This window comes from Luteibacter anthropi (genome assembly GCF_011759365.1).
GTDB lineage: Bacteria > Pseudomonadota > Gammaproteobacteria > Xanthomonadales > Rhodanobacteraceae > Luteibacter > Luteibacter anthropi.
Window position 1 is genome coordinate 300,092 of record NZ_JAARLZ010000002.1, and the last position, 19,398, is coordinate 319,489.

The following is a 19,398-nucleotide window of genomic DNA, read 5'->3' on the forward strand; positions in this document are numbered from 1 at the left end:
CCCTGTCGAGAACACCCATGCCATCCGACCACCTCCCACCCCTGAAGACCATCCGTCACGGGCTGCGCAACGCCACCGAAGCGCTGGCCGAGGAACTGGCACTGGTCCGTCCCGGTGGCGTGCTGCCGGCGTGGAACACGATGGAATGGCAGCTCGCCTCCGCCGTAGTGGCCGCACATGGCGTAGGCCCCTTGCTGGATCGATTCTCCACCTGGCAGCACGTGCCCTGGCGACATTTTCTCCGTGAACAACGCCAGCATGTGGCCGATCGCCATCAGCGTATCGAGGCACTTCTGGGCCGCATCGATGCAGCCGCGCGCGAGGTGCGCCTGCCATTGATGGCATTGAAGGGTGCTGCCCTGCACGCCCTCGGCCTCTATGCACCGGGCGATCGCCCGATGGCGGACATCGATCTGCTGGTACGGGGTTCAGATATCGAACGCGTGGGCGACCTGTTGAGGCGCCTGGGTTACGAATGCACCTACGTCGTATGGAAGCATCGCGTATTCAAGCCCGTGACGGGTGCGCCCGTTGCCGGACTCGGCGAGCACCGCGACACACCCATCAACATCGAGGTGCATACCCGCATCCATGAACGCCTGCCGGTATCGATCGTGGATGTCACGCAGGCGATCTTCCCAGCCAGACCGCATCCGGGCCTCAATGCCTATCCTTCGCACGGCGCGCTGATGATCCATCTGTTGCTGCATACCGCCGGCAATATCAGCGGCCGCTCGCTGCGCCTGCTCCAGCTCAACGACATCGCCCTGCTCGCCACGCGCATGAGCGTGATGGACTGGGAGGTCTTGTGGGATCAACGCAAGCCCTGGTGGTCATGGCCCGTCCTGCGGCTCGTGGCGAAGTACTACCGCAACGCGATTCCCGCCACGGTACTGGAACGTGCAAGGAAGGATTGCCCCCGGTGGCTCAGGCTGGTCTCGAGTCGCCAGACGTTGACCCATGTGTCATGTTCGCACCTGTGGCTGCAGGCCATGCCCGGCATCGAATGGTCCCGCACAGCCGGCGAAGTGCTGCGTTATCTGAAGCGTCGTTTCCGTCCGGATGGGGAAACCCGACGGGAGCGGGTGGAGATGGTGCGGACCCAGTTATGGCTACAGGGGCAGAGCTGGGTGACGATGTCGCATGGCCGTCGGCTGGTGCGGCGCCTGCGGCGTGCCGTGCCGCGTATGGATACGCTTTACGTGGTGCGCGCCGCCCTTGCCACCAAGGATTAAATCCGCTTCGAGATATGCATGTACATGGCTTCAAGGCGCCGTGTGGTGTAGATCGCATCCTCCTGCAATGCACGGCGCTGCGCCTCTGCTGCAAGGCGAAGACGCAGGTCTTCGTCCTCGATCACCCTGCGGATGACCTCCGCCAGTGCCTTGTGATCACCAGGGGCCACGGCCAGTGCAGCCACGGGCGCCCATTCGGTCAGGTGTCCCACGGCCGTGCCCACCGTGGGCACCCCGGCGACGGCCGCTTCCAGCAAGACCAGCGGACCGGCTTCGTGCAGCGAGGACATCACCAGCAGATCGGCCTGCTGCATCACGGGCCGCAGTTCGCGCTGTGTCCTGAAGCCGAGGAAGCGAACCTTGCCATCGAGGCCCAACTGGTGGGATAGGCACGGCATTTCGCCTTCCAGCGTGTCCACCCCGATGATGTCCAGGCGAAAATCGATGCCCATGGCATGCAGGGTTGCCAGGGCGCGCAACAGTGTCGGCTGATCTTTCACACGATTCTGGCTGGCCACATGGAGAAGCCTTGCCACGGGACCTTCCCGGCGGCGTGGCGGCGCGGGTGGCCATGCGTCCAGATCGACGCCCAACGGCAATCGATGCGCCTCGATGCCGAGCGCACGCAGGGATGCAAGGATGGGCTCGCTTGCGGCCGTCACCGCAGCGGCGGCCCGCAGTGTGATGGCTTCACGCAGCCGCCCTCGCCAGAACCGCCGACCGCCATAACCTATGGCTGGCAATGAGACGAGTTCGCCGCCAGCGATATGCACGCATGCCGGGCGGCGCAGCCACCATGCCGCGGTCACCGCCACCAGGCTGCAATAGCCGGAGAAAATGGCCTGGATCACATCGAAGGGAGCCTGGCGGTGTTCCCTGACGATGGCCGCCACTGCACGTGTCCGCTGCCATCCGTCGCCGATATTGTGAATGGTCGCGCCGGCCAGTTGCCATTGCCCCGGCCTGGGCTCCTGCCGCAATACGAACACATGCACTTCGTTCTCGCGTGCCAGCCCACCGATCAGGGCCAGGAAGACGGGGATCACACGCTCCTCGCCGCCGCGATCCACGCCGCCGGGCAACACGATGGCGATCTTCATGCGACAGTAGCCGTGTCATGCAGGATCGCCTCATAGGCACTGGCCCACCGACGACCCAGTGCGGCGAAGGAGAGCTCTTCGTCGAAATGCGAGCGCACCTGTTCACGTGTCGGCCCCTGCCCGGTCATTGCAACGATGGCATCAGCCAGTCCACCGGCATCCCCGGGCTTCCATAGGGCACCAAGGCGGCCATTGGCCGTCAGGGTGCGGAAAGCAGGTATATCCGTAAGCACTGGCGTGGCGCCGCAGGCCATCGCTTCGAGTGCGGCATAACCACAACTCTCTGCACGAGAGGCCGACACGAAGATGTCTGCGGCCCGCAGAAGCAACTGTACGTGATCATGCGATACCGGTCCCAGCAGATGCACGCGCGAAGCCAGTGCCGGGTCGAGCCCGATCATCGATCGCACCTCGTCCAGCAACGGGGCGTTGCCGTATGCGCACCACAGGCGCAGGGCTGGCAGATGCACTATCGCCTTCCGCAATCCCTCAAGCATGGTCAGCGGATCCTTGTTGGCATCCAGATGCCCCACCCATACGACACAGGGATTGCCGCGCAAGCCCGTCTCCGCGCGTGCCAGTGCCTTGTTGCCCGGCGTAAAGCGGCAACTGGACTCCGGAATGGCGAACACGCGTGTTTCCCGTGCGAACAGCCTTGCATCGACAAAGGGCCGGGCCAGCGCCGTCGAGGTAAATGTCACTGCCGAGGCCGAGGCATACCAGCGCCGCCAGTGCGGGCGTCGCCACCACCGAGGCGGCCGGTTGGCGTGGTCCTGGAGGACGATGGGCACACCCGGAAGTCGCGCCTTCAGCGAACAGGCGTAACGCGCCTGGTCGATACCGTGCACATGCAGGACATCGGCGCCCAGGCGGGCGACTTCGCCCGCAAGCCGCCGGCCGGTACGGTGCCCATCCAGTGGAAGAAAACGATAGGTCACGCCGTTACGCTCGATCCGTGCGTCATAGGATGACGACTGGATCACCGATACCCTCACGCCCTTTCCGGAAGCGGCTTCGGCGATGTTCGCCAGGGAGGGCCAATGCTGGAACAGGTCTTCGGGAGCCATCCCCTCCGGTGCGCGGATGAGGTTCAGCTGCACGACATGCAGCGGCGCAGTGCTCATAAGCCCGACACCTGCGGCATCCGCAGCTTGACCCAGCGATTGGCGAGGTCCAGTTCCCATGGGCGGTCGTAGCGCCGGTAACGATAACGCCAAGAGGCCATGCCGCGCAGCCCGCGCTTCGCCCAGCCAGGCGTACGCAGATCCTGCACGGTGGGATAGCGACAACGCAGCACGGTCACGAAATCGCGGATACGGCGACGCAGGTCGTCGCTCACCCAGGGCGCGTCGGCATGACAGGCGTAATCGACCCAGCGGGGCTCAGCCCATTGTTCAGGCGTGGAAGGAAAGACCACCGGAGCGCCGTTGAGATCACGCAGCGGCATCGATGAACGCTTGCCCTTGTCCTTCTCATGGCGACTGCTTTCCGGCAGCGGCGTGTAGACGTACACGATGATTTCGGACTGGGGATTGATCCGTTTCAGTTCACGGATGAACTCGAACGTATGCTCGGTTTCTTCTTCGGTGTTTTCCGGTGGGGCCACCATGAAGGACAGCTCGGGAATCACGCCCTGCCGACGGCACAGCTCCGCCACGGCGAGGGTCTGATCGGGGCGAGTGCCCTTGCGGATCTCCTTCAGCATCTTTCCGCTGGGCGATTCAGCGCCGATGTAGGCCATTTTCAGCCGGCTCTTGCGTACCAGTTCCCAGGTGCTTTCCGACAGGTTCAGCAGCGCATCGGCACGGGCATAGCACCACCACGGCATCTCCAGCTTTGCCATCACTTCGAGCAGGGGAATCATGTCCGCCTCGCGGTCGAAGAAGTTGTGGTCGAAGAACTGTACCGAATCCGCGCCCAGCTCGTATTTGAGGTAGCTCAGCTCACGCTCCAGTCGCTGCGCCGTCGGCAGATAAGTCGCACCACCGAACAGTGCGGCGACACCGCAGAACGTGCAGCGGAAGCGACACCCTAGCGCCGCCTGATGCGCCACCGTGCGTTCGCCGAGAAAGGTACGGGCAAGGTAGCGACGGGGATCTCCCAGCTTCTCGTACGGCAGGCGCCGCACCGGATCATCTGGCGCAATGGGGCGACTGGGGTTGTGCACCACGCTGCCGTCGCGCTTCCAGGACACGCCGCCGATGTGCTCCAGCGGCAGCCCCTGCCCCGTCAGTGACGTCACCAACTCGACAAGGCTTTTCTCTCCCTGCCCTCGCACGGCATAGTCCACATAGGGTGCAGCTAGCGCGGCATCTGCATACAGCGTGGGAAAGTAGCCGCCCCAGACGATAGGCAGATCGGGCCGCCGCTCACGGATCGCCTGTGATACGGCGATGGAAGGCCCGAGCTGCGGGCCACCCATGACGCTGAGGCCAACCATGTCGAAAGATTCCTCGTCGAGTGCGCGCAGCGTGGCCGCTACCACGTCGCGATCGACGTTGCCGTCCAGGATGCGGCTCTCGCCTTGCAGGTCCAGCGCGGATGACAGATGCAGCAGCGACAGCGGAAAGCGGGCGCTGTTGCGCGAGGTGATGGTGGGGTTGATCAGCAGGGTGCGGGGCATGGGATCACGGCGCCTCAGAAGGCGCGTCGCAGGCGGAAGGCCAGGGCTACGGGCACGGACAGGGCCGCGGGATCGAAATGGGCGCCGGCCGGAATATCTGCCGGGTCGAGCATGGGCTCATGGACTTCTTCGATGACCAGCCCTGCCGCAACGCAGGCCTGGTGCCAATGGCTGTAGAGATGCGGAAAATGACGGGCCGCATAGCGATGGCCGTCCAGCCTGAAGTCGCGTAGCCAGCCCAGTGCGTGCCCGATGGGGTGGAAGTCGCTGCAAAGAATGTAGCCGCCCGGACGCGTTGCACGAGCAAGCTCCCCAAGTGCCCGCGCAAGACCCGGCACATGCCCTAGCACCAGGCCGCATATCGTGATGTCGGACACGGCATCGGCCACTGGCAAATCCATGACACTGCCGGCCACCAGGCGCAACCCGGTGGCGTCGCCGATGTGCGCCAGTTCCGTGGCCGCACGACCCAGCATCGCCTGCGACGCATCTATGCCGGTCAGGCGGGAAGCACCTCGCCGTTGCGCATGAAGGAGATATCTGCCGCTACCGCAACCGGCATCCAGTATCGACTGTCCATGCAGATCCCCGGGCAGCATCGCCAGCATGACCCGTTCCTCTGCCTGCATCACGGGGTTGTGCGCACGCGCGGGATAGTTTGCGGCCCACAAGGCATAGGCTGCCTCGGCGTCGAGCACGGTAGCGTGGGTCACAGGCCTGCTCCGATGGCTGGATCATGGGGACCGAAGTCGCCTTGAAGGCACAGGCCCGGCTCCATGGCCAGCAGCTCCGGCGTGGCTAGCTCGCGGTCCATCAGCTTGGGCCGTCCGTCGAGCCAGACAGGAACGGCTTCGATGCTGGCCGCTGCAAACCAGTCAGCGAAATCAGGGTCCGCAATGCGCGGCGCGCCATCGCGCACCACGGCGCGCAACTCGCTACGCCCCAGACCGGCCAGGCTTTCGGCAGGCTGGCCGCCGCGATTCGTGACGATGACCAGATCGGCCGGCGTGCCCGCCATGAGCCTGCCGTGCATGGGTAGCCGCAAAATGTCCGCCGCCGCGATCGTCACGAGCGACAGCAGCGTGGCGGCATCGAAGTGGCTCTCGGCCCCCGCTACCTTCAGCTCATCAAGCAGGTCACGCGATCCACTCAGCCGCGAGTCACTGCCGAGGGTCAGGCGCCCCGCGGCTTGCAGCCGGTGTGGATCAAGCGTGCATCCCAGCAGCGTGAGATTGCTGGAGGGGCACCACACGACGGCCGAGCCTGCGCCGATGACGCGACTTATGTCGCCAGGGCTCATGCCAACGCCGTGCACCAGCACGGTGTTTGGGCCCAGGCATTTCAGCTGATCCAGTTGCGTCAACTCGGAGGCCGCCACGTCATCGGTGCCCTCTGCCAGATGGATCATCCAGGGCCTTTCCGGCGGGGTCGCCTCGAAACTTCCGCGTACCGGTGGCCCGAAGTCAGGCCAGCCCAGCGCGTAAGCCCAGCCATGGTCACGGGACAATGCAATCGGAAAACCCGGGTCATCCAGTGCCGGGTGCCATGGATCGTGGTGGACGACACACGTGACGCCCGCCAGGAGGTTTTTCAGTGCACCATGGCGCAGACGAATGGATTTGGGGATGCCCAGCGCAGCCGCGACGTCCGGATGCTGAAAATGATCATCAAAAGCTGCCATCCATGCATAGCTGTTGGGAAACGGGGCGACTGAAGGTAGCGGTGGCACGGCATTGACGTGCAGATGCTCGTGGGCGTTGATCAGGCCGGGAAACACCAGGTGATCACGCAGGTCGATGCGGAAGCCCTTTCCTGTCGTCGCGTGCATGAGACATCCATCGCGCACGACCATCGATGTCGACGATGCCCCCTCGGGCAGCATCCAGGTGGCGCCATGCAGCATCGTGTCCATGGATCAGCGCCGGCGCATCACGATAAGGAAGTGATCGCCCATGTCGCGCAGCAGTGGCCACGCACCCAGCGCATCGTCAAGCCGTCCCAGGCGTTCATAGCGTTCCGGGCGTCGGCGGTATCGATCCACGAGGTAAGGCGGGGGCATGAACAGGCTGAGTGCGCGATAGTCGTCGAGAGCGAAGGCCCCGGCAAAGGCGCGGTAGAACTCCCGTGGCAGGTAGTAGCGTGTCCAGATCGTGTGCTTGTTCATTCCCACGGGGGTCGCACCACGCGCGGCGCGCACCATGGCCCGGCGGAAGCGGCCACGACGTACGTAGTGCGCCACTTCCCACGGGCAGATGCGCCCGATCACCGAGAACACCAGCACGCCGCCCGGTCGCACCAGCCGCGCGCATTGCGCGGCGACGGCAGGCAGGTCCAGGGCGCAATTGAGCGGGCCGAAATTGGAATACATGCCGTCGAACGAACCTTCAAGGCGTGCCAGTTCCTGGACGCCGAGATGCTCGACATCGACCTTGTCCGCCAGCTCCGACGTCCGGGCGCGCTCGCGTGTGCGCGCGATCATCCCTGGCGACCAGTCGGTGGCCAGCACGCGATAGCCGCGCCGCGCAAACTCCACGGCATCGAGCCCCGTGCCGCAGCCCAGGTCGACGATATGCGAGCCCGTCGGAAGCAGGTTCTGCACGGTGTTCCACAACGTCACCCGCATGCGCTGGATCAATTCATTGTTGCCGCGAGGGCCGTCGTAATCGGGAGCCACGCTGTCGAACGCCCTCTGGGTATCGAGCAGGCGCGCCTGGTCGCGGGTGCCGTCCGGATCACGGGCCAGTGCATCCGTCGAAAGGTCCTGCGTGCTCGATTCCAGCATGGATGCTCCTGAGGCAATGGTGGTCTATCGCGTGAGTGCGCCTGCAGCAGCCATCGGTTGCACCACGTCGCGTCGGCGTGCGCTGCTGGCAACGGCAGCGACAAGGCCCAGGGCCACGCCACCCAGCATGCCAAGGCCGATGATCAATATCTGGTTGGGCGATACCGGTCGATCAGGCTGGTAGACCGGCCACGCAGTGGACGTGCCGAAGGTGTAGTTTCTGGCCATCCGGGAGATCAGCTCGTCACGACTCTGCTCCAGCTCACGGATGCTGGTGTCCGTGGTGGCCAACAGCAGATTCCCGGCAAGAGTCGCGTCACTGTCGCCGGCTGCATGTTGATTCCCTGCGACAGCATGCAGCGTGTCGCGCATGGCCTTCGCCTGGGACAGCTCGGCCTCCACACGCGCCAGCCTGTCGCGTGCCAACGCCAGAGGAGCTGCCATGAGGCGCTGATGGATCAGGTGCAACTGATCGACGGTCGCCTGTGCAAGTCGCCGCGCCAGTGAAGGCGATGTGGCCCGCACGCTCACCTTGATCAAGCCCGAATAAGGCGACGGGTCGACCTTCAGGCTGCCACGGTAAAGGCCCGCCTCGGGGGACGTCAGCGGCATGCCAAGGCCTTGCAATACCTGTTGCTGGAAATCCACTGTCTGCAAACGCTCGACCACGCGCTGGAAGGGTTCCGGACGCGGATCCTGTCCAGCCGGCTGGGTGGCGACCTGCCCCACCTGTATCCAGGCCTGTGCTTCCCATTTTGGCGTGGCCAGGGTGGCATAGGCCACCGCCACGGCGAGCACGACCACCATGGCGGAAAAAAAACTACGCCATTCCCGGGTCAGTATCCGCCACAGATCGAGCAGGTAGATTTCATCGCGTTGCATCGTCAGGGACTCATCGGGGTATCGGAAAGGAGGGAGGCGGCCAGCCGGTTCGGCAGGCAGGCCGCGAACCATTGCATCGACAGGCACAAGGCGATGAACGCCGCGCTCATGAAAGTGAACGCCTGCGGCGCGAATGGCGCCATGGCGGCGACATAGGCCATGCGCAGGAAGATCAGCAACGAGAAAAGCGATGCCGATGCACGCACGCGGCGTACGCTCCACACGAGCCCCCCATAGAGCGCAATGATCGAAGCGAATGCGCCCGCCGGTCCCATGGCCATCAGGAAGGGAAAGAACTCCGTTCCCACGTTGATGGTGGGAGAGTCCAGGGGAATGTTCGTGCCGGCCGTGGCAATAGAGCCGCGCAATGGCACCACCTGGTTAAGCAGGAAATCAGCGTTGCCGTAGTGCTTGGCAAGGATCGAAGCGAAGTTGTAAGGCCCCGCGCTGACATAGAGAAGCAACCACCGGATGCCTGGCGGCGACGCCAGGTATACCGGACCGAATGGCAGCGTCACGCCTTCCAGGGGTCCCGACCTGAGGATGCCCAGCACGGCAAACAGGCTCATACCCGCCACGGCGAGAAGCGCCACGACCAGCCATGGCAACCGCCTGCCCGGCTCCCGCCTCATGACCAGCACCAGTCCCATCGCGAACAGCGATGCGAAAATACGATTCCTGTCGATCACCAGGATGGGGAAAAGAATGCCCGCCAGCAGCATCGCGTGGCGCACCCAGCGGCGTCGCACACACAGCAGGGCAACGGGGGGAAAGACCCAGCACCAGGCGGAAATATGGCGTATATGTTCGCGGCCGCCGTCCATGTCGGCATAGGCTGAGGGTTTGTCCCATAGCGGCACGGAAAAGAGCGCAAGGTCGAGCACGCAGAAGACCCCGACCAGCGCACAAAATGCCAGTGCAACAAAGGCTTCACGAGTACCTGCATACTCCCCCGCCAGCCGGATGCCCTGAGGTAACCGTGGGCCGGTGATCAGATCGAGCGCCATCACCAGCAAGGCAGCAAGTGAGAGCAGTCCGATGCCCTCCATGTAACCGGCAGGCATATCGTAGGTGAGCCAGGCCGCGGCACATGCGAACAGCAGGGGCAGACTCAGGTAAGTGGAAGCAAGACGCAGCAGGCCGGTCATGCACGCGTCGCCACCGGTGACAGCGCCAGCCTGCGCATCGCCGACATCCCCCGCAGCGCCGCATAAGCCAGCAGGTGCGCACCCAGCGAAACCGGCTCCCTGCCTAGGTAAGCGATCTTTGCCGCAATGTAGTGGGCCTGTGCCTGGAGAAGCTGGCGATCGGCACCGTCGAACAAGGCGAGCCGACGTTCTGCCACGCCCTGCGATTCTTTCAGGTGCGCGATGCGGGTGGCGAGATGACGCGTCTTGCTCTGGTTCGCATCGTGCAGGCGATAGGCGCACACAGGTACATCGGCGAAGCCCAGCGCGTCGCGAGCGACAAGGCGCAGGAAGAAATCCCAGTCGTCGATGCGCAGATCCTCGGTCCAGCCCGCCACCTGGGCGGGTACATGTCGGCGCAGCAGCGTCACGGGTCCACCGATGGCCCATCGGGAAATCACGGCGCGCCGGATGCCCTGATCCGTGGCATAGACGTGCTTTTCCGCGCCGTGAAGCTCGCACATGCCGCTGGCATACAGGCGGTTGTCGTAGCGATCCACGACGACGGAATCGCCGATCACGGCCGACTTCCATGGATGAGACTGTAGATAGCGCACGAGTTTCTCCGTTCCGCCGGGCAGCAGGTAGTCGTCGCTGGCACCCAGCCGGAGAAACTCCCCGCGGGCCAGCGAGGCCAGTTCGTTCAGCGTCGCAGCCACGCCCCGGTTCTCACGTTTCAGGAACGTGATGGGCAAGGCGTTCCGATGGCGTTCCACCCAGCTGGCGATCCTGGCTGGCGTACCGTCGACGGAACCATCATCTATGATCACCAGCTCCTTGGCCGGGTAGGCGTCTTCAAGCACGCTGTCCAGGCAGCGCTGAACGAAGCGTTCGTGGTTACGCGCAGGGATGAGGATGGAAACCAGCGGATCAGTCCGTTCGCTCATGACGGAAGCCTCTGCAGGTAGCGCCGGGCCACCAGGAGATTGAAAACGAGATAGCCCACGTAGTTCACGGTGAACGCATATACCGCACCGATGAGGCCAAACCATCCGGTAAATGCGAATACGAGCACGACGTAGCTTGCGGCAAAGACAAACTCCGATATGACGAACAGGCCCGTCATCGCCTTGGCCAGCATCAGGTAGGAGAGGACGAAAGCCGCGATCTTGATCACGTCGCCGGCCAGCTGCACGCCATATAGGGCATTTGCCGGCGCGAAATCGTCGCTGAAGAGTAGTCGGGTAACCCATGTACGGGCCACGTAGACGAGCCATGCAAGCAACGCCGCTGCCGGCAGAAGCTGCCGCCAGGCCTGTCCAATTTCCCTGCGCAGCGCTTCGCGTCCGGGAATCGCGGCCAGTCTCGGCAGGTAATGCACATTGATCGCCGTGGTCAGGAACAGAAGGTAGGCATCGGAAACCCGGCTGACAGCCTGCCAGTAGCCCACCTGCTCCCAACCCAGTTGCGCGGCGAGATGATCGCGTACCGCCATGCCGACCAGCGGTGAACACAATGCGGAACTCAGCGTCATCACGGAGAATGTCGCCAGCCTTAGCATCATGTCCCGATCAAAACCGGCCCTCAGCATGTCAAGTCGGAAATACGGGCTGCGCCACCAGGCGGGTATGCCAACGACCAGCCAGAGCAATTGCGCAAGGACCAGGGCCAGCAGCGCCCCATAAAGCCCCAGCCGCCACGACAGCCACACCGCAAGCACCATGCTCAATGCCGAGCCGACCACCTGGATGAAGACCAGCCGGCGTACATCCATGAAGCCGTTGACTACAGCCAGCAGGTAGTTCCCCGCCGCAATCCCGGCTTGTGCAAAAGCGAGCACTCGCAACAGGCTTTCATAGCGCACGTCATCCAGCAGCCACGAGGCCAGCGGGCGACTGAAGAACCATGTGACGCACCCCATCACCAGCGATGCGCAAAGCGCATAGGCCAGCGCCGCACTAAGCAGGCGTGCCAGGCGCTCGGGTTGATCCCTGTACTCGGCAACGTATTTCACGATGGCGGCGCTGATCCCACCTCCTGCAAGTACGGTAAGCAGCGACATCAGGCTCATGAACTGGCCGAACTTCCCTACCCCGTCCGGTCCGGCGGTCCACGCGACCAGCTTGATCAGTACGAGGCCGGCCACCAGTCTGGCTGCCGTGCCTACGGCACTGTAGAGGCCATGGCGGGCTATCGACATGCGCCGCCCTCGAAGGCCCGGCAGGCTACGATGACCTGCCGTATCGCTTCCGTATCGAGGGTCGGCGAAAGCGGGAGGCTGAGCACTTCAGCGTGCAGGCGCTCCGCCAGGGGCATCCGGGGACGCCCTGCCGATGCATACGCAGGCTGGCAATGGGATGGCACCGGGTAATGGACCTGGGTGTGGATACCCCGTGCATACAGATGCTCCTGCAGCGCATCACGATGTTCGCAGCGCACCACGAACAGATGCCAGGCATGCCCTTCCTCCCTCGCAGCGGATGGCAGCACGATGCCGGGATGCACGATCCCTTGGCGATACTGTCGCGCCACCTCGCGCCGCCGGGCAATGTCCTCGTCCAGCCATGCCAGCTTGACCCTCAACAGGGCAGCCTGCATCTCGTCCAGCCGCGAATTCACGCCCTGTATCCGGTGGTGATACTTCGTTTCGGAACCATAGTTACGCAAGGCAACGATCTGGCGCGCAAGATCGCCATCGTCCGTGGTGACGGCACCGGCATCACCCAGCGCACCAAGGTTCTTGGTCGGAAAGAAGCTGAAGGCGGCGGCATCCGCAAGCGAGCCTGCCTTATGCTCTCCCAGGCGGGCTCCATGCGCCTGGGCCGCGTCCTCGATCAGCAACAGGCCATGATGGCGGGCCAGCGCCTTGAGCGCTGGCATATCGGCAAGCTGCCCATAGAGGTGTACGGCGACCACGGCCCGTGTTCGTGGGCCAATCGAGGATTCGACATGCCCGGGATCGAGGTTGAACGTCGTACCATCGGGCTCGACCGGCACTGGAACCAGGCCGCTCAGGCTCACCGCCAGAAAGGTTGCAATAAAGGTATTGGCGGGTACCAGGACCTCATCGCCATCCTTGAGCAGCCCCAGTTCCTTGTAGCCGCGGAAGATAAGCGTCAGCGCATCCAGGCCGTTACCCGTACCCAACGCATGACGTACGCCACAATAAGTGGCAAATTCCTGTTCGAATGCCGCCAGTTCGTCACCCAAAACATACCAGCCGGAGTCGATCACCCGCGCGGCCGCCGCTTTCAGCGCCTCGTTGTAACGCGCATTGACCTTTCCAAGATCAAAGAACGGAACCGTCATGCGATATCCCAGGTATAGAAGTCGTGGACCACGGAACGGGCGCCGAAGCGTTCCTTCTGTTCCACCAGGCCGTTGTTCAGAACCATGCCGGCCTGCTCGGTGGAAATGCCGAAGCTGAAATGGCGTTTATGGGCATAGACGACCTCGATCAGGTCCCCCAGCAAAAGACTGAGGGCCTGACGCCTTCGCCCCTCGTCCGAAGCCGCCAGGTATTGCGTATGCACGGCAGGCCCCAGGTCGTAGACGAGTGCGGCCGCGAGCAGCTCGTCGTTATCACGAACCTCGTGCAGCACGATGTGGCCGGGAAACCGCGACTTGAGAAGGCGCAGTTCGTCGAGGCTATGGGTGGGCGCGGCATCGTGAGCGGCCAGCACATGGGAGAGCAAGGCATGGAAAGCCGCGAGGTCACCACCCGAGGTCATGGTCAGGCCGCTCCGCCTGGCCCGCTGGATTGCACGGCGGCGCTCTTCGGTAAAATGAAATACCCCTTGCAGGGCAATGACCGACGACAGGTCGCGCCGATGCAGCCTGGCACCAAGGCGATGCAGTGCGTACAGGTCCTCTTCCGCGGGATAGGCCTGGAAAACATGGGGTACCGCCTTGTAGATCAATCGCGTGACGCCCTGCGCACGGAAGTGGGCCCCTATCCGTTCGAACACCTCCAGCGTGGCCACGGCGCGAAGCGCGCGCGTACTGATCAGGCCGGCGTAGGTAAGGCCACCATGACTCGTGACATATGCGCCATCGATGTTCACCGGCAGCACGGCAACCATTTCCCCGGCCTTCTCGATCACCAGTGAGGCATCCGTGAAGCGGTCTGCGTGGTAGTCCATGTAGCCGCGGCGGTGCAGAAGGTTGCCATTGCGGGAGCGCTCCACCACGGCATCCCATGCGGGGGCATCGGCAGCGACGTAAGGCCTAACCGAAAGCATGCGACACCTTCGTCTTCATAACGGTGTCCGGGGACGACTCGGCAACACCGAAACCCTCGCGCCCCATGTCGTTGCCGTTGTAGAACATCCACGTCCGTCCGCCGTCGGCCGCCAACGCCGGATAGCAAAGCGCCTGTGCGTCCCAGCCCGATGACGATGGCGCGATGCCGAGGGCATCGTCGCGGCGCTCCCAGGTCACGCCGTCGTGGCTGAAACCCATGCCGAGCTGGTAGCGGCCGGCGCGGTCGCCCCAGGTGAAATACATCGCATAGCCTTCACCATGGCGGTATACGCGTGGACGACCGATGCGGTACTCATCGCCCCGTGGTCGCAGGCATTCGCGGTCATGGCGCGAGATGTTCCGCAGATCATTCGTCTGCGTGCAACGGATGTGATAACGAGGAAATGGCTGGCCGCCGATCCACTCCCAGTCGTCGCCGCTGGCATACCACAGTCGCCACAATCCGTTTTCGTAGTGCGCGCTGTGGATCGCCGCAATGGTGCTGCGTCCCGGTGCGCGGTCGAGAATGGGGGTTTCCTGCACACGCTGGAAATGCTCGCCACCATCGATGGAAACCGCCAGCCCGGTAAACGCGAGGAACTTTGCACAGGCAACGCGCTGGAAGCCGACATAGAACAGGTGCAATCCACCTGGCGCATCGACCACGTCTCCCAGGATCATGCCACTGTCGTCGAAACAACCGCCACGGCCGATATCCAGCACGGGCACCGGGCTGACACGCAGGACGGTCGACGGGTCCTTCGCCAGCAGGTCGACATAGCCGATCCGACCCACGCCATCCGCATCGCGGAACGAGGCGAACACCCGGATCGTTCCATCCCCACGGACCCATGGTGTCGGCGTCAGCGCGGCATGATTCATCCAACCACCCACGCCGTGCTTCGCCACGTCGAACACCAGTCCCCGTTTACGCCATACCCGGGGCATCAGAACACCACTTCCAGGCTGCTCCGGTCAACAAGCGCACGGGCTGGCGAGCCCACGTAGACCTTGCCAGGCTCCGTGTTCCGAACTACCAGCGCCCCTGAACCAATGACATTATCCTCGGCGATCACCACGCGATCGTTGAGGGTGGCATTCACGCCGACGAAGCTGTTGCGGCCGATATCGCAGTAACCGGATATCACGGCGTGCGAAGCGATGAAGACGTGATCGTGAACAACGGTGCGATGACCGAGATGGTTGCCGCTCCACAGGATGCAGTTGTTTCCCACCGTCACGAACGGCTGGATCACATTACCTTCGAAGACAAAGGTGTTTTCGCCTATGCATGCATTGCGCCATACGAAGGCCCGGCTGCTGACATAGCTGGCAAACCGGTATCCTCTTCGCTTGCCATCATCGTAAAGCCTTGCGCGTAGCCGATTGAGACCCGTGGCGGGAATGGCGACGAACAGTTCCACGTCGGAAGGGGAGTGCACGGCGTCCAGGTCTTCATAAGGAATGACCGGGCGCCCTTCAAGCACGGGCTGCGTGATGAAAGCGCGCTCGATGCTGAAAGCGATCACCTCGTAGTCGCTATCGTGCTCGAAGTACTCCAGGGCGATCAGCGCAAACTCCCCTGCACCCACCAGGACCAGCGGCCTGCTCATGCGGCAACGCCCTCTACGACCTGGCCAGCCCGCACCTCGCGCAGGAAGGCTTCGTAATCCGTGATGTAGTCCGCAGGGTTGTAGAGCTGATCGGCCAGCACCATCAGCACACAGTCTTCGCTGAACTCATAGAGTTCGCGCCAGATCATGTCGCCAAGCAGAAGCCCCTGGGAAGGATCGTTCAGCACGAACCGCACCGGGCCGGCGCCCTGATCGACCAGCACCGTGACCGATCCACGTACGGCGACCAGTATCTGGCGAAGATGCCTGTGTGCGTGATTGCCACGACGCACGTCTGCCTGTGTGGCATAGATGTAGTAAACGCGCCGGATCTCGAACGGCACGTTGCGTTCCTGCTCCAGCGAAACCAGCATCCCGCCGTGGTCGCCGTGTTTCTGGAATTGAATGCATTCGATGTCCATGGGATGCCCGGCCCTCTTCGCTGGAGTACAGCTGTTCCGATGAGTGCCGGGGCCGCCCCCAAAGGTTGTGTCGTCATCAGCACAACCTTTCACCCGCACCGCGTCACTCACCGGACAACTACTGCTTTGCGTCCGGGGGAACGGGATGAATGGCCATCGCTGCACGAGGAGCGTCACGTGACGCCAACATCTGAAGACGCCACCGGAGTTGTCACGGAAGTCCATCGCCCTCGCGGGTTACGCTGGCTTCACTGGATCACCGTTGCCTGCCTGATCGCCGTGGCGGCACTGGCGCTTGTGCGGGACCAGGTGGCGGGACGCCTGGTTCGCCAGTGGCTGCTGGAAGGGCATCGTCATACGGGGTTGCTGATCCTTCTGCTGGCGTGCCTGCGCATTGGCCTGCGCCTGCGGCTCGGTCGCCTTCCTCCGGTGGTGCACTCGCCACTGGTTCGCGTGGCCTCGACACTCACCCACGCGGCGCTCTATGTGCTGCTGCTGGCCCTGCCCTTGATCGGCTGGGCGCTCAGCGACGCCGAAGGCAAACCGGTTCACCTGTTCGGATGGACCTTGCCCGCGCTGGTGGCAGACGACGAAGACCTCGCCGACCAGTTGCTGGCCTGGCACCAGAACATCGCTTGGGCACTGCTTGCCCTGGTCCTGCTGCATATCGGTGCGGCGCTCTGGCACCACTTCGTCAAGCGTGACGGCGTGCTGCGGTCCATGTGGCCCGCTGGCAAACGCTGATCGTCATCGCATCGACATGGATACCCAAGGAGATCCCATGCTTTATACGCAGCGCCGTTCCCGACGCCGCCCCGCCGCCCTGCCCGTACTGTGTGGCATCGGTGTCGCCCTTTCTTTCGCCAGCAATGTCGCGCAGGCCATCCCGGCCTATGCCCGGCAGACCGGTGCATCGTGCGCCGACTGCCATGCGGGTGCCTATGGTCCCGCACTCACGCCATATGGCATGCGCTTCAAGCTCAACGGCTATACCGATACCGACGGCAAGGGATTCAAGCTGCCAGTGGCCGCCCAGCTCGTGGGTACGCGATCGGTGCCTGCCCGCGGCGACAGCACCAATCAGCTGACCGAGGCCGACGTGTACATCGCCGGACGCCTCACCGACCAGATCGGCGGCTACGTGAAGGTGGAAAACGATAACCGGGGGCATAACAAGTTCGATACCAAACTCAGCAACATCGACCTTCGCTTTGTCGCCAAGGAACTTAAGCTCGGCGGCAAGGACCTCACCCTGGGCGTCAGCGTCAACAACAGCCCCGGCTTCCAGGATCCGATCGGCTCCATGTTCGCCGCTTCCACCCTGGGGCCCGCTGGCGTGACCGGCACCCTGCTGAACCTCTCCAGCCCCAATGCACCCGCCGACCGCGTGATCGGCGCTACCGTCTATGGCCTGTACGATTCCCACTGGTACGGCGAAGTGGGCACCTATCACTCGCTGCAACCCTCGACGCAGGATCGCCTGGGCTACAACATCAGCGGCGATCCGGGCCGGTTGCACGACACCGGTTATGCGCGCTTTGCCTATATGCGCGACATGCGCCGCCAGTTTTTCTCCGCCGGCCTCGTGGCACTCACCACGGAGCGCGAACTGCCTCGCGGCGGCCCGCGCGACGACCTGACGGATCTCGGCTACGACGTCACCTACCAGTTCCTCGGCAACCGCGAACACATCGTCCAGCTGAGCTACGTCAACATCCTGGAGCGTCGCAAGTACGGCACCACGCCAGCCAGCCCGGTCAATCCCGGCGTGTTCGCCAAGCCGCGCGGCACGGTGCACGACGAAACCTTCAGTGCCACCTATACCTTCAAACAGAGCTATTCACTGCAATACGCCCACCTGGTGAGCACCGGCTCGGATGACGCGGCACGATTCATTCCCTATGGATCGCCCGATACCACCGCCAACCTGATCAGCCTGTCCTGGGCACCTTTCGGCAAGGACGACTCGTTCACCTCGTTTGCCAACCTGAAGCTGGCCGCCACCTGGTTCCGCTTCCGTCGCTTCAACGGCAGCCGCACGGACGTCTTCGGCGCCCCGGGCACGAATGCCGGCGACCTCAACGCCTTCTCCCTGTCCGCGAGCGTGGCTTTCTGACCACGCTCCAGGACCCGACCACCTGGATCCCACCCATGCGCTACAACCTGCGGAACACGATGGCCCTGGCATTTGTCCTGGCCCGGGTCGCTACCCTGCCGGCAATGGCCGGGGACGCACAGGCCGGCAACGACGTCTTCAAGACCGAGTGCGCGGAGTGCCACAGCGTCAAGGAAGGACGCAACAAGAAAGGCCCGAGCCTGTTCGGCGTGGTCGGGCGCAAGGCGGCCACCCTGCCTGACTATGACTACTCCGATGCCCTGCGTGGTCAAACCACATGGGTATGGACGCCGGAACAACTTCACACTTACCTTTCCCAGCCGGCCAGCCATGCCAATCCCGGCACCCGGATGAAATACGATGGCCTGAGCGATCCGAAACAGCTCGACGACCTCATTTCCTACCTGGGCACCCTTCACTGACGGCGACCGCCATGTTCCTACGATCCGGCCCGACCCGCACAGGCGGCGGACGGCCCATGCCGCTTCGAGGCGGGTCGGTTTGCGCGCTCGCCCTGGCCGCCTGCGCCGCCTGGCCGGCCCATGCCGGCCAGGGCAGCTTCAGCGGCGGCGTGGCCCTGAGCACGCAGCTGGTCGATCGTGGTCAGGCCGTCTCGCCCGCCACGCCCATCCTGCAAGGCAGTGTGGCCTGGGTGGCAAACGGATGGATGCTGGGGCTGTCAGGCAGCGCCCGGTTCAATGCGCCAGCGGGGCATTTCGTGGAAGCCACGGCGCAGGCCGCGCGCTACTGGACGCTATCCAGCGACTGGAGCATGCAGGCGGGTGCGCTCTACTACCGGTATCCACCCCATCTCAAATATCCGGCACGCCAGCGCTATTTCGACCGGATGGAAGTCGGCGTGCACTGGACCTGGCGCGACGTCCTTACCTTCGGCGTGTCTTCCATGTCCACCGTGCACCAGCAGCGCCAGCATTGGCGGGAAGCCGTGGACGCGACCTTCCGCTGGCCGCTCACCCGCTACCTGTCGCTGTCCGTCGGCGCAGGCGTGGCCCATGCCCTGACACCTTCCTACCAGCGGTATAGTTACGGCCAGGCAGGACTGGCCTGGACCCAGGGCGCGTGGCGCTTCGAAGTGGTCCGCCTCGCCTCGGACCAGAAGCCCGGCTGGAATCCGGCCTACCCGAAGGCGGAGCCATGGGTTGCCACCCTCCTGTGGTCGTTCTGAACGACAAGGCAACCTTTTCGCGTCGAACCGGCACGTATGACGACACCTTCCGTCCCGCCGCTGACTGCCC

Annotated in this window: 20 protein-coding genes; 5 read left to right on the forward strand and 15 right to left on the reverse strand. The window is 63.8% G+C overall.

The genetic code is table 11. From position 1 onward, the window contains the following. Nucleotides 1-17: 17 nt before the first annotated feature. Nucleotides 18-1,235, forward strand: a complete 1,218-nt coding sequence (locus tag HBF25_RS04000) for a nucleotidyltransferase family protein (protein WP_166946651.1) — start codon at nt 18-20, stop codon at nt 1,233-1,235. Here HBF25_RS04000 and HBF25_RS04005 read toward each other — a convergent pair. The 15 genes from HBF25_RS04005 to HBF25_RS04075 all read right to left on the reverse strand — a co-directional run bounded on the left by HBF25_RS04005 (nt 1,232) and on the right by HBF25_RS04075 (nt 16,026). Next, nucleotides 1,232-2,335 (reverse strand): glycosyltransferase family 4 protein, encoded by a 1,104-nt coding sequence (locus tag HBF25_RS04005; RefSeq protein ID WP_166946652.1) that lies wholly within the window; start codon nt 2,333-2,335, stop codon nt 1,232-1,234. The two genes, HBF25_RS04000 and HBF25_RS04005, sit on opposite strands and share 4 nt — an antisense overlap. Then, the gene (locus HBF25_RS04010) at nt 2,332-3,459 is read right to left on the reverse strand and encodes a glycosyltransferase family 4 protein (protein ID WP_208392401.1); all 1,128 of its coding nucleotides are present in this window, start codon (nt 3,457-3,459) and stop codon (nt 2,332-2,334) included. The genes HBF25_RS04005 and HBF25_RS04010 overlap by 4 nt, the downstream gene beginning before the upstream one ends. Beyond that, a complete protein-coding gene (locus HBF25_RS04015; protein ID WP_166946653.1) occupies nt 3,456-4,958 on the reverse strand; it encodes a B12-binding domain-containing radical SAM protein in 1,503 nt (500 codons plus the stop codon). Before HBF25_RS04015 ends, HBF25_RS04010 begins: the two co-directional genes overlap by 4 nt. 14 nt (nt 4,959-4,972) lie before the next feature. Further along, nucleotides 4,973-5,671: a methyltransferase domain-containing protein gene (locus HBF25_RS04020; protein ID WP_166946654.1), complete on the reverse strand. Its 699-nt coding sequence runs from the start codon at nt 5,669-5,671 to the stop codon at nt 4,973-4,975. After that, the gene (locus HBF25_RS04025; RefSeq protein WP_243853071.1) at nt 5,668-6,810 is read right to left on the reverse strand and encodes an amidohydrolase family protein; all 1,143 of its coding nucleotides are present in this window, start codon (nt 6,808-6,810) and stop codon (nt 5,668-5,670) included. The genes HBF25_RS04020 and HBF25_RS04025 overlap by 4 nt, the downstream gene beginning before the upstream one ends. A gap of 63 nt (nt 6,811-6,873) precedes the next feature. Further along, nucleotides 6,874-7,740, reverse strand: coding sequence for a class I SAM-dependent methyltransferase (locus tag HBF25_RS04030; protein WP_166946656.1), 867 nt, complete (start codon nt 7,738-7,740; stop codon nt 6,874-6,876). 24 nt (nt 7,741-7,764) lie between these two features. Beyond that, nucleotides 7,765-8,622: a Wzz/FepE/Etk N-terminal domain-containing protein gene (locus HBF25_RS04035; RefSeq protein WP_166946657.1), complete on the reverse strand. Its 858-nt coding sequence runs from the start codon at nt 8,620-8,622 to the stop codon at nt 7,765-7,767. 2 nt (nt 8,623-8,624) lie between these two features. Next, on the reverse strand, nt 8,625-9,770 hold the full coding sequence (locus HBF25_RS04040; RefSeq protein WP_166946658.1) for a hypothetical protein: 1,146 nt from the start codon (nt 9,768-9,770) through the stop codon (nt 8,625-8,627). Further along, entirely contained in the window at nt 9,767-10,696 is a 930-nt protein-coding gene (locus tag HBF25_RS04045; RefSeq protein ID WP_166946659.1) for a glycosyltransferase, read from the reverse strand. The genes HBF25_RS04040 and HBF25_RS04045 overlap by 4 nt, the downstream gene beginning before the upstream one ends. Continuing rightward, entirely contained in the window at nt 10,693-11,949 is a 1,257-nt protein-coding gene (locus HBF25_RS04050) for an O-antigen translocase (RefSeq protein WP_166946660.1), read from the reverse strand. The genes HBF25_RS04045 and HBF25_RS04050 overlap by 4 nt, the downstream gene beginning before the upstream one ends. Beyond that, a complete protein-coding gene (locus HBF25_RS04055) occupies nt 11,940-13,058 on the reverse strand; it encodes a DegT/DnrJ/EryC1/StrS family aminotransferase (RefSeq protein WP_166946661.1) in 1,119 nt (372 codons plus the stop codon). The genes HBF25_RS04050 and HBF25_RS04055 overlap by 10 nt, the downstream gene beginning before the upstream one ends. After that, nucleotides 13,055-13,990, reverse strand: coding sequence for a GNAT family N-acetyltransferase (locus HBF25_RS04060; protein WP_166946662.1), 936 nt, complete (start codon nt 13,988-13,990; stop codon nt 13,055-13,057). The genes HBF25_RS04055 and HBF25_RS04060 overlap by 4 nt, the downstream gene beginning before the upstream one ends. Further along, the gene (locus tag HBF25_RS04065) at nt 13,977-14,939 is read right to left on the reverse strand and encodes a glycoside hydrolase family protein (protein ID WP_166946663.1); all 963 of its coding nucleotides are present in this window, start codon (nt 14,937-14,939) and stop codon (nt 13,977-13,979) included. The genes HBF25_RS04060 and HBF25_RS04065 overlap by 14 nt, the downstream gene beginning before the upstream one ends. Next, entirely contained in the window at nt 14,939-15,604 is a 666-nt protein-coding gene (locus HBF25_RS04070) for an acetyltransferase (RefSeq protein WP_166946664.1), read from the reverse strand. The genes HBF25_RS04065 and HBF25_RS04070 overlap by 1 nt, the downstream gene beginning before the upstream one ends. After that, entirely contained in the window at nt 15,601-16,026 is a 426-nt protein-coding gene (locus HBF25_RS04075) for a sugar 3,4-ketoisomerase (RefSeq protein ID WP_166946665.1), read from the reverse strand. The genes HBF25_RS04070 and HBF25_RS04075 overlap by 4 nt, the downstream gene beginning before the upstream one ends. Before the next feature lie 177 nt (nt 16,027-16,203). Here HBF25_RS04075 and HBF25_RS22080 point away from each other — a divergent pair, with 177 nt between their 5' ends. From HBF25_RS22080 to HBF25_RS04095, 4 genes are read left to right on the forward strand one after another with little or no spacing between them, the layout of a single operon-like run. Next, nucleotides 16,204-16,770 (forward strand): cytochrome b, encoded by a 567-nt coding sequence (locus tag HBF25_RS22080; RefSeq protein WP_341778033.1) that lies wholly within the window; start codon nt 16,204-16,206, stop codon nt 16,768-16,770. 37 nt (nt 16,771-16,807) lie between these two features. Next, nucleotides 16,808-18,142 carry a cytochrome C gene (locus HBF25_RS04085; protein ID WP_166946667.1) on the forward strand — a complete coding sequence of 445 codons (1,335 nt, stop codon included), beginning with the start codon at nt 16,808-16,810 and terminating at the stop codon, nt 18,140-18,142. A gap of 35 nt (nt 18,143-18,177) precedes the next feature. After that, nucleotides 18,178-18,564 (forward strand): c-type cytochrome, encoded by a 387-nt coding sequence (locus HBF25_RS04090; RefSeq protein ID WP_166946668.1) that lies wholly within the window; start codon nt 18,178-18,180, stop codon nt 18,562-18,564. A 56-nt stretch (nt 18,565-18,620) separates the two neighbouring features. After that, a complete protein-coding gene (locus tag HBF25_RS04095; RefSeq protein ID WP_166946669.1) occupies nt 18,621-19,328 on the forward strand; it encodes a hypothetical protein in 708 nt (235 codons plus the stop codon). Nucleotides 19,329-19,398 lie beyond the last annotated feature (70 nt).

Bases quoted from the DNA above. Each gene is read 5' to 3' on its own strand.
- HBF25_RS04000 (WP_166946651.1), top strand. From the start codon at position 18: ATGCCATCCGACCACCTCCCACCCCTGAAGACCATCCGTCACGGGCTG.
- HBF25_RS04005 (WP_166946652.1), bottom strand. From the start codon at position 2,335: ATGAAGATCGCCATCGTGTTGCCCGGCGGCGTGGATCGCGGCGGCGAG.
- HBF25_RS04010 (WP_208392401.1), bottom strand. From the start codon at position 3,459: ATGAGCACTGCGCCGCTGCATGTCGTGCAGCTGAACCTCATCCGCGCA.
- HBF25_RS04015 (WP_166946653.1), bottom strand. From the start codon at position 4,958: ATGCCCCGCACCCTGCTGATCAACCCCACCATCACCTCGCGCAACAGC.
- HBF25_RS04025 (WP_243853071.1), bottom strand. From the start codon at position 6,810: ATGGTCGTGCGCGATGGATGTCTCATGCACGCGACGACAGGAAAGGGC.
- HBF25_RS04030 (WP_166946656.1), bottom strand. From the start codon at position 7,740: ATGCTGGAATCGAGCACGCAGGACCTTTCGACGGATGCACTGGCCCGT.
- HBF25_RS04035 (WP_166946657.1), bottom strand. From the start codon at position 8,622: ATGCAACGCGATGAAATCTACCTGCTCGATCTGTGGCGGATACTGACC.
- HBF25_RS04040 (WP_166946658.1), bottom strand. From the start codon at position 9,770: ATGACCGGCCTGCTGCGTCTTGCTTCCACTTACCTGAGTCTGCCCCTG.
- HBF25_RS04045 (WP_166946659.1), bottom strand. From the start codon at position 10,696: ATGAGCGAACGGACTGATCCGCTGGTTTCCATCCTCATCCCTGCGCGT.
- HBF25_RS04050 (WP_166946660.1), bottom strand. From the start codon at position 11,949: ATGTCGATAGCCCGCCATGGCCTCTACAGTGCCGTAGGCACGGCAGCC.
- HBF25_RS04055 (WP_166946661.1), bottom strand. From the start codon at position 13,058: ATGACGGTTCCGTTCTTTGATCTTGGAAAGGTCAATGCGCGTTACAAC.
- HBF25_RS04060 (WP_166946662.1), bottom strand. From the start codon at position 13,990: ATGCTTTCGGTTAGGCCTTACGTCGCTGCCGATGCCCCCGCATGGGAT.
- HBF25_RS04065 (WP_166946663.1), bottom strand. From the start codon at position 14,939: ATGCCCCGGGTATGGCGTAAACGGGGACTGGTGTTCGACGTGGCGAAG.
- HBF25_RS04070 (WP_166946664.1), bottom strand. From the start codon at position 15,604: ATGAGCAGGCCGCTGGTCCTGGTGGGTGCAGGGGAGTTTGCGCTGATC.
- HBF25_RS04075 (WP_166946665.1), bottom strand. From the start codon at position 16,026: ATGGACATCGAATGCATTCAATTCCAGAAACACGGCGACCACGGCGGG.
- HBF25_RS04085 (WP_166946667.1), top strand. From the start codon at position 16,808: ATGCTTTATACGCAGCGCCGTTCCCGACGCCGCCCCGCCGCCCTGCCC.
- HBF25_RS04090 (WP_166946668.1), top strand. From the start codon at position 18,178: ATGCGCTACAACCTGCGGAACACGATGGCCCTGGCATTTGTCCTGGCC.
- HBF25_RS04095 (WP_166946669.1), top strand. From the start codon at position 18,621: ATGCCGCTTCGAGGCGGGTCGGTTTGCGCGCTCGCCCTGGCCGCCTGC.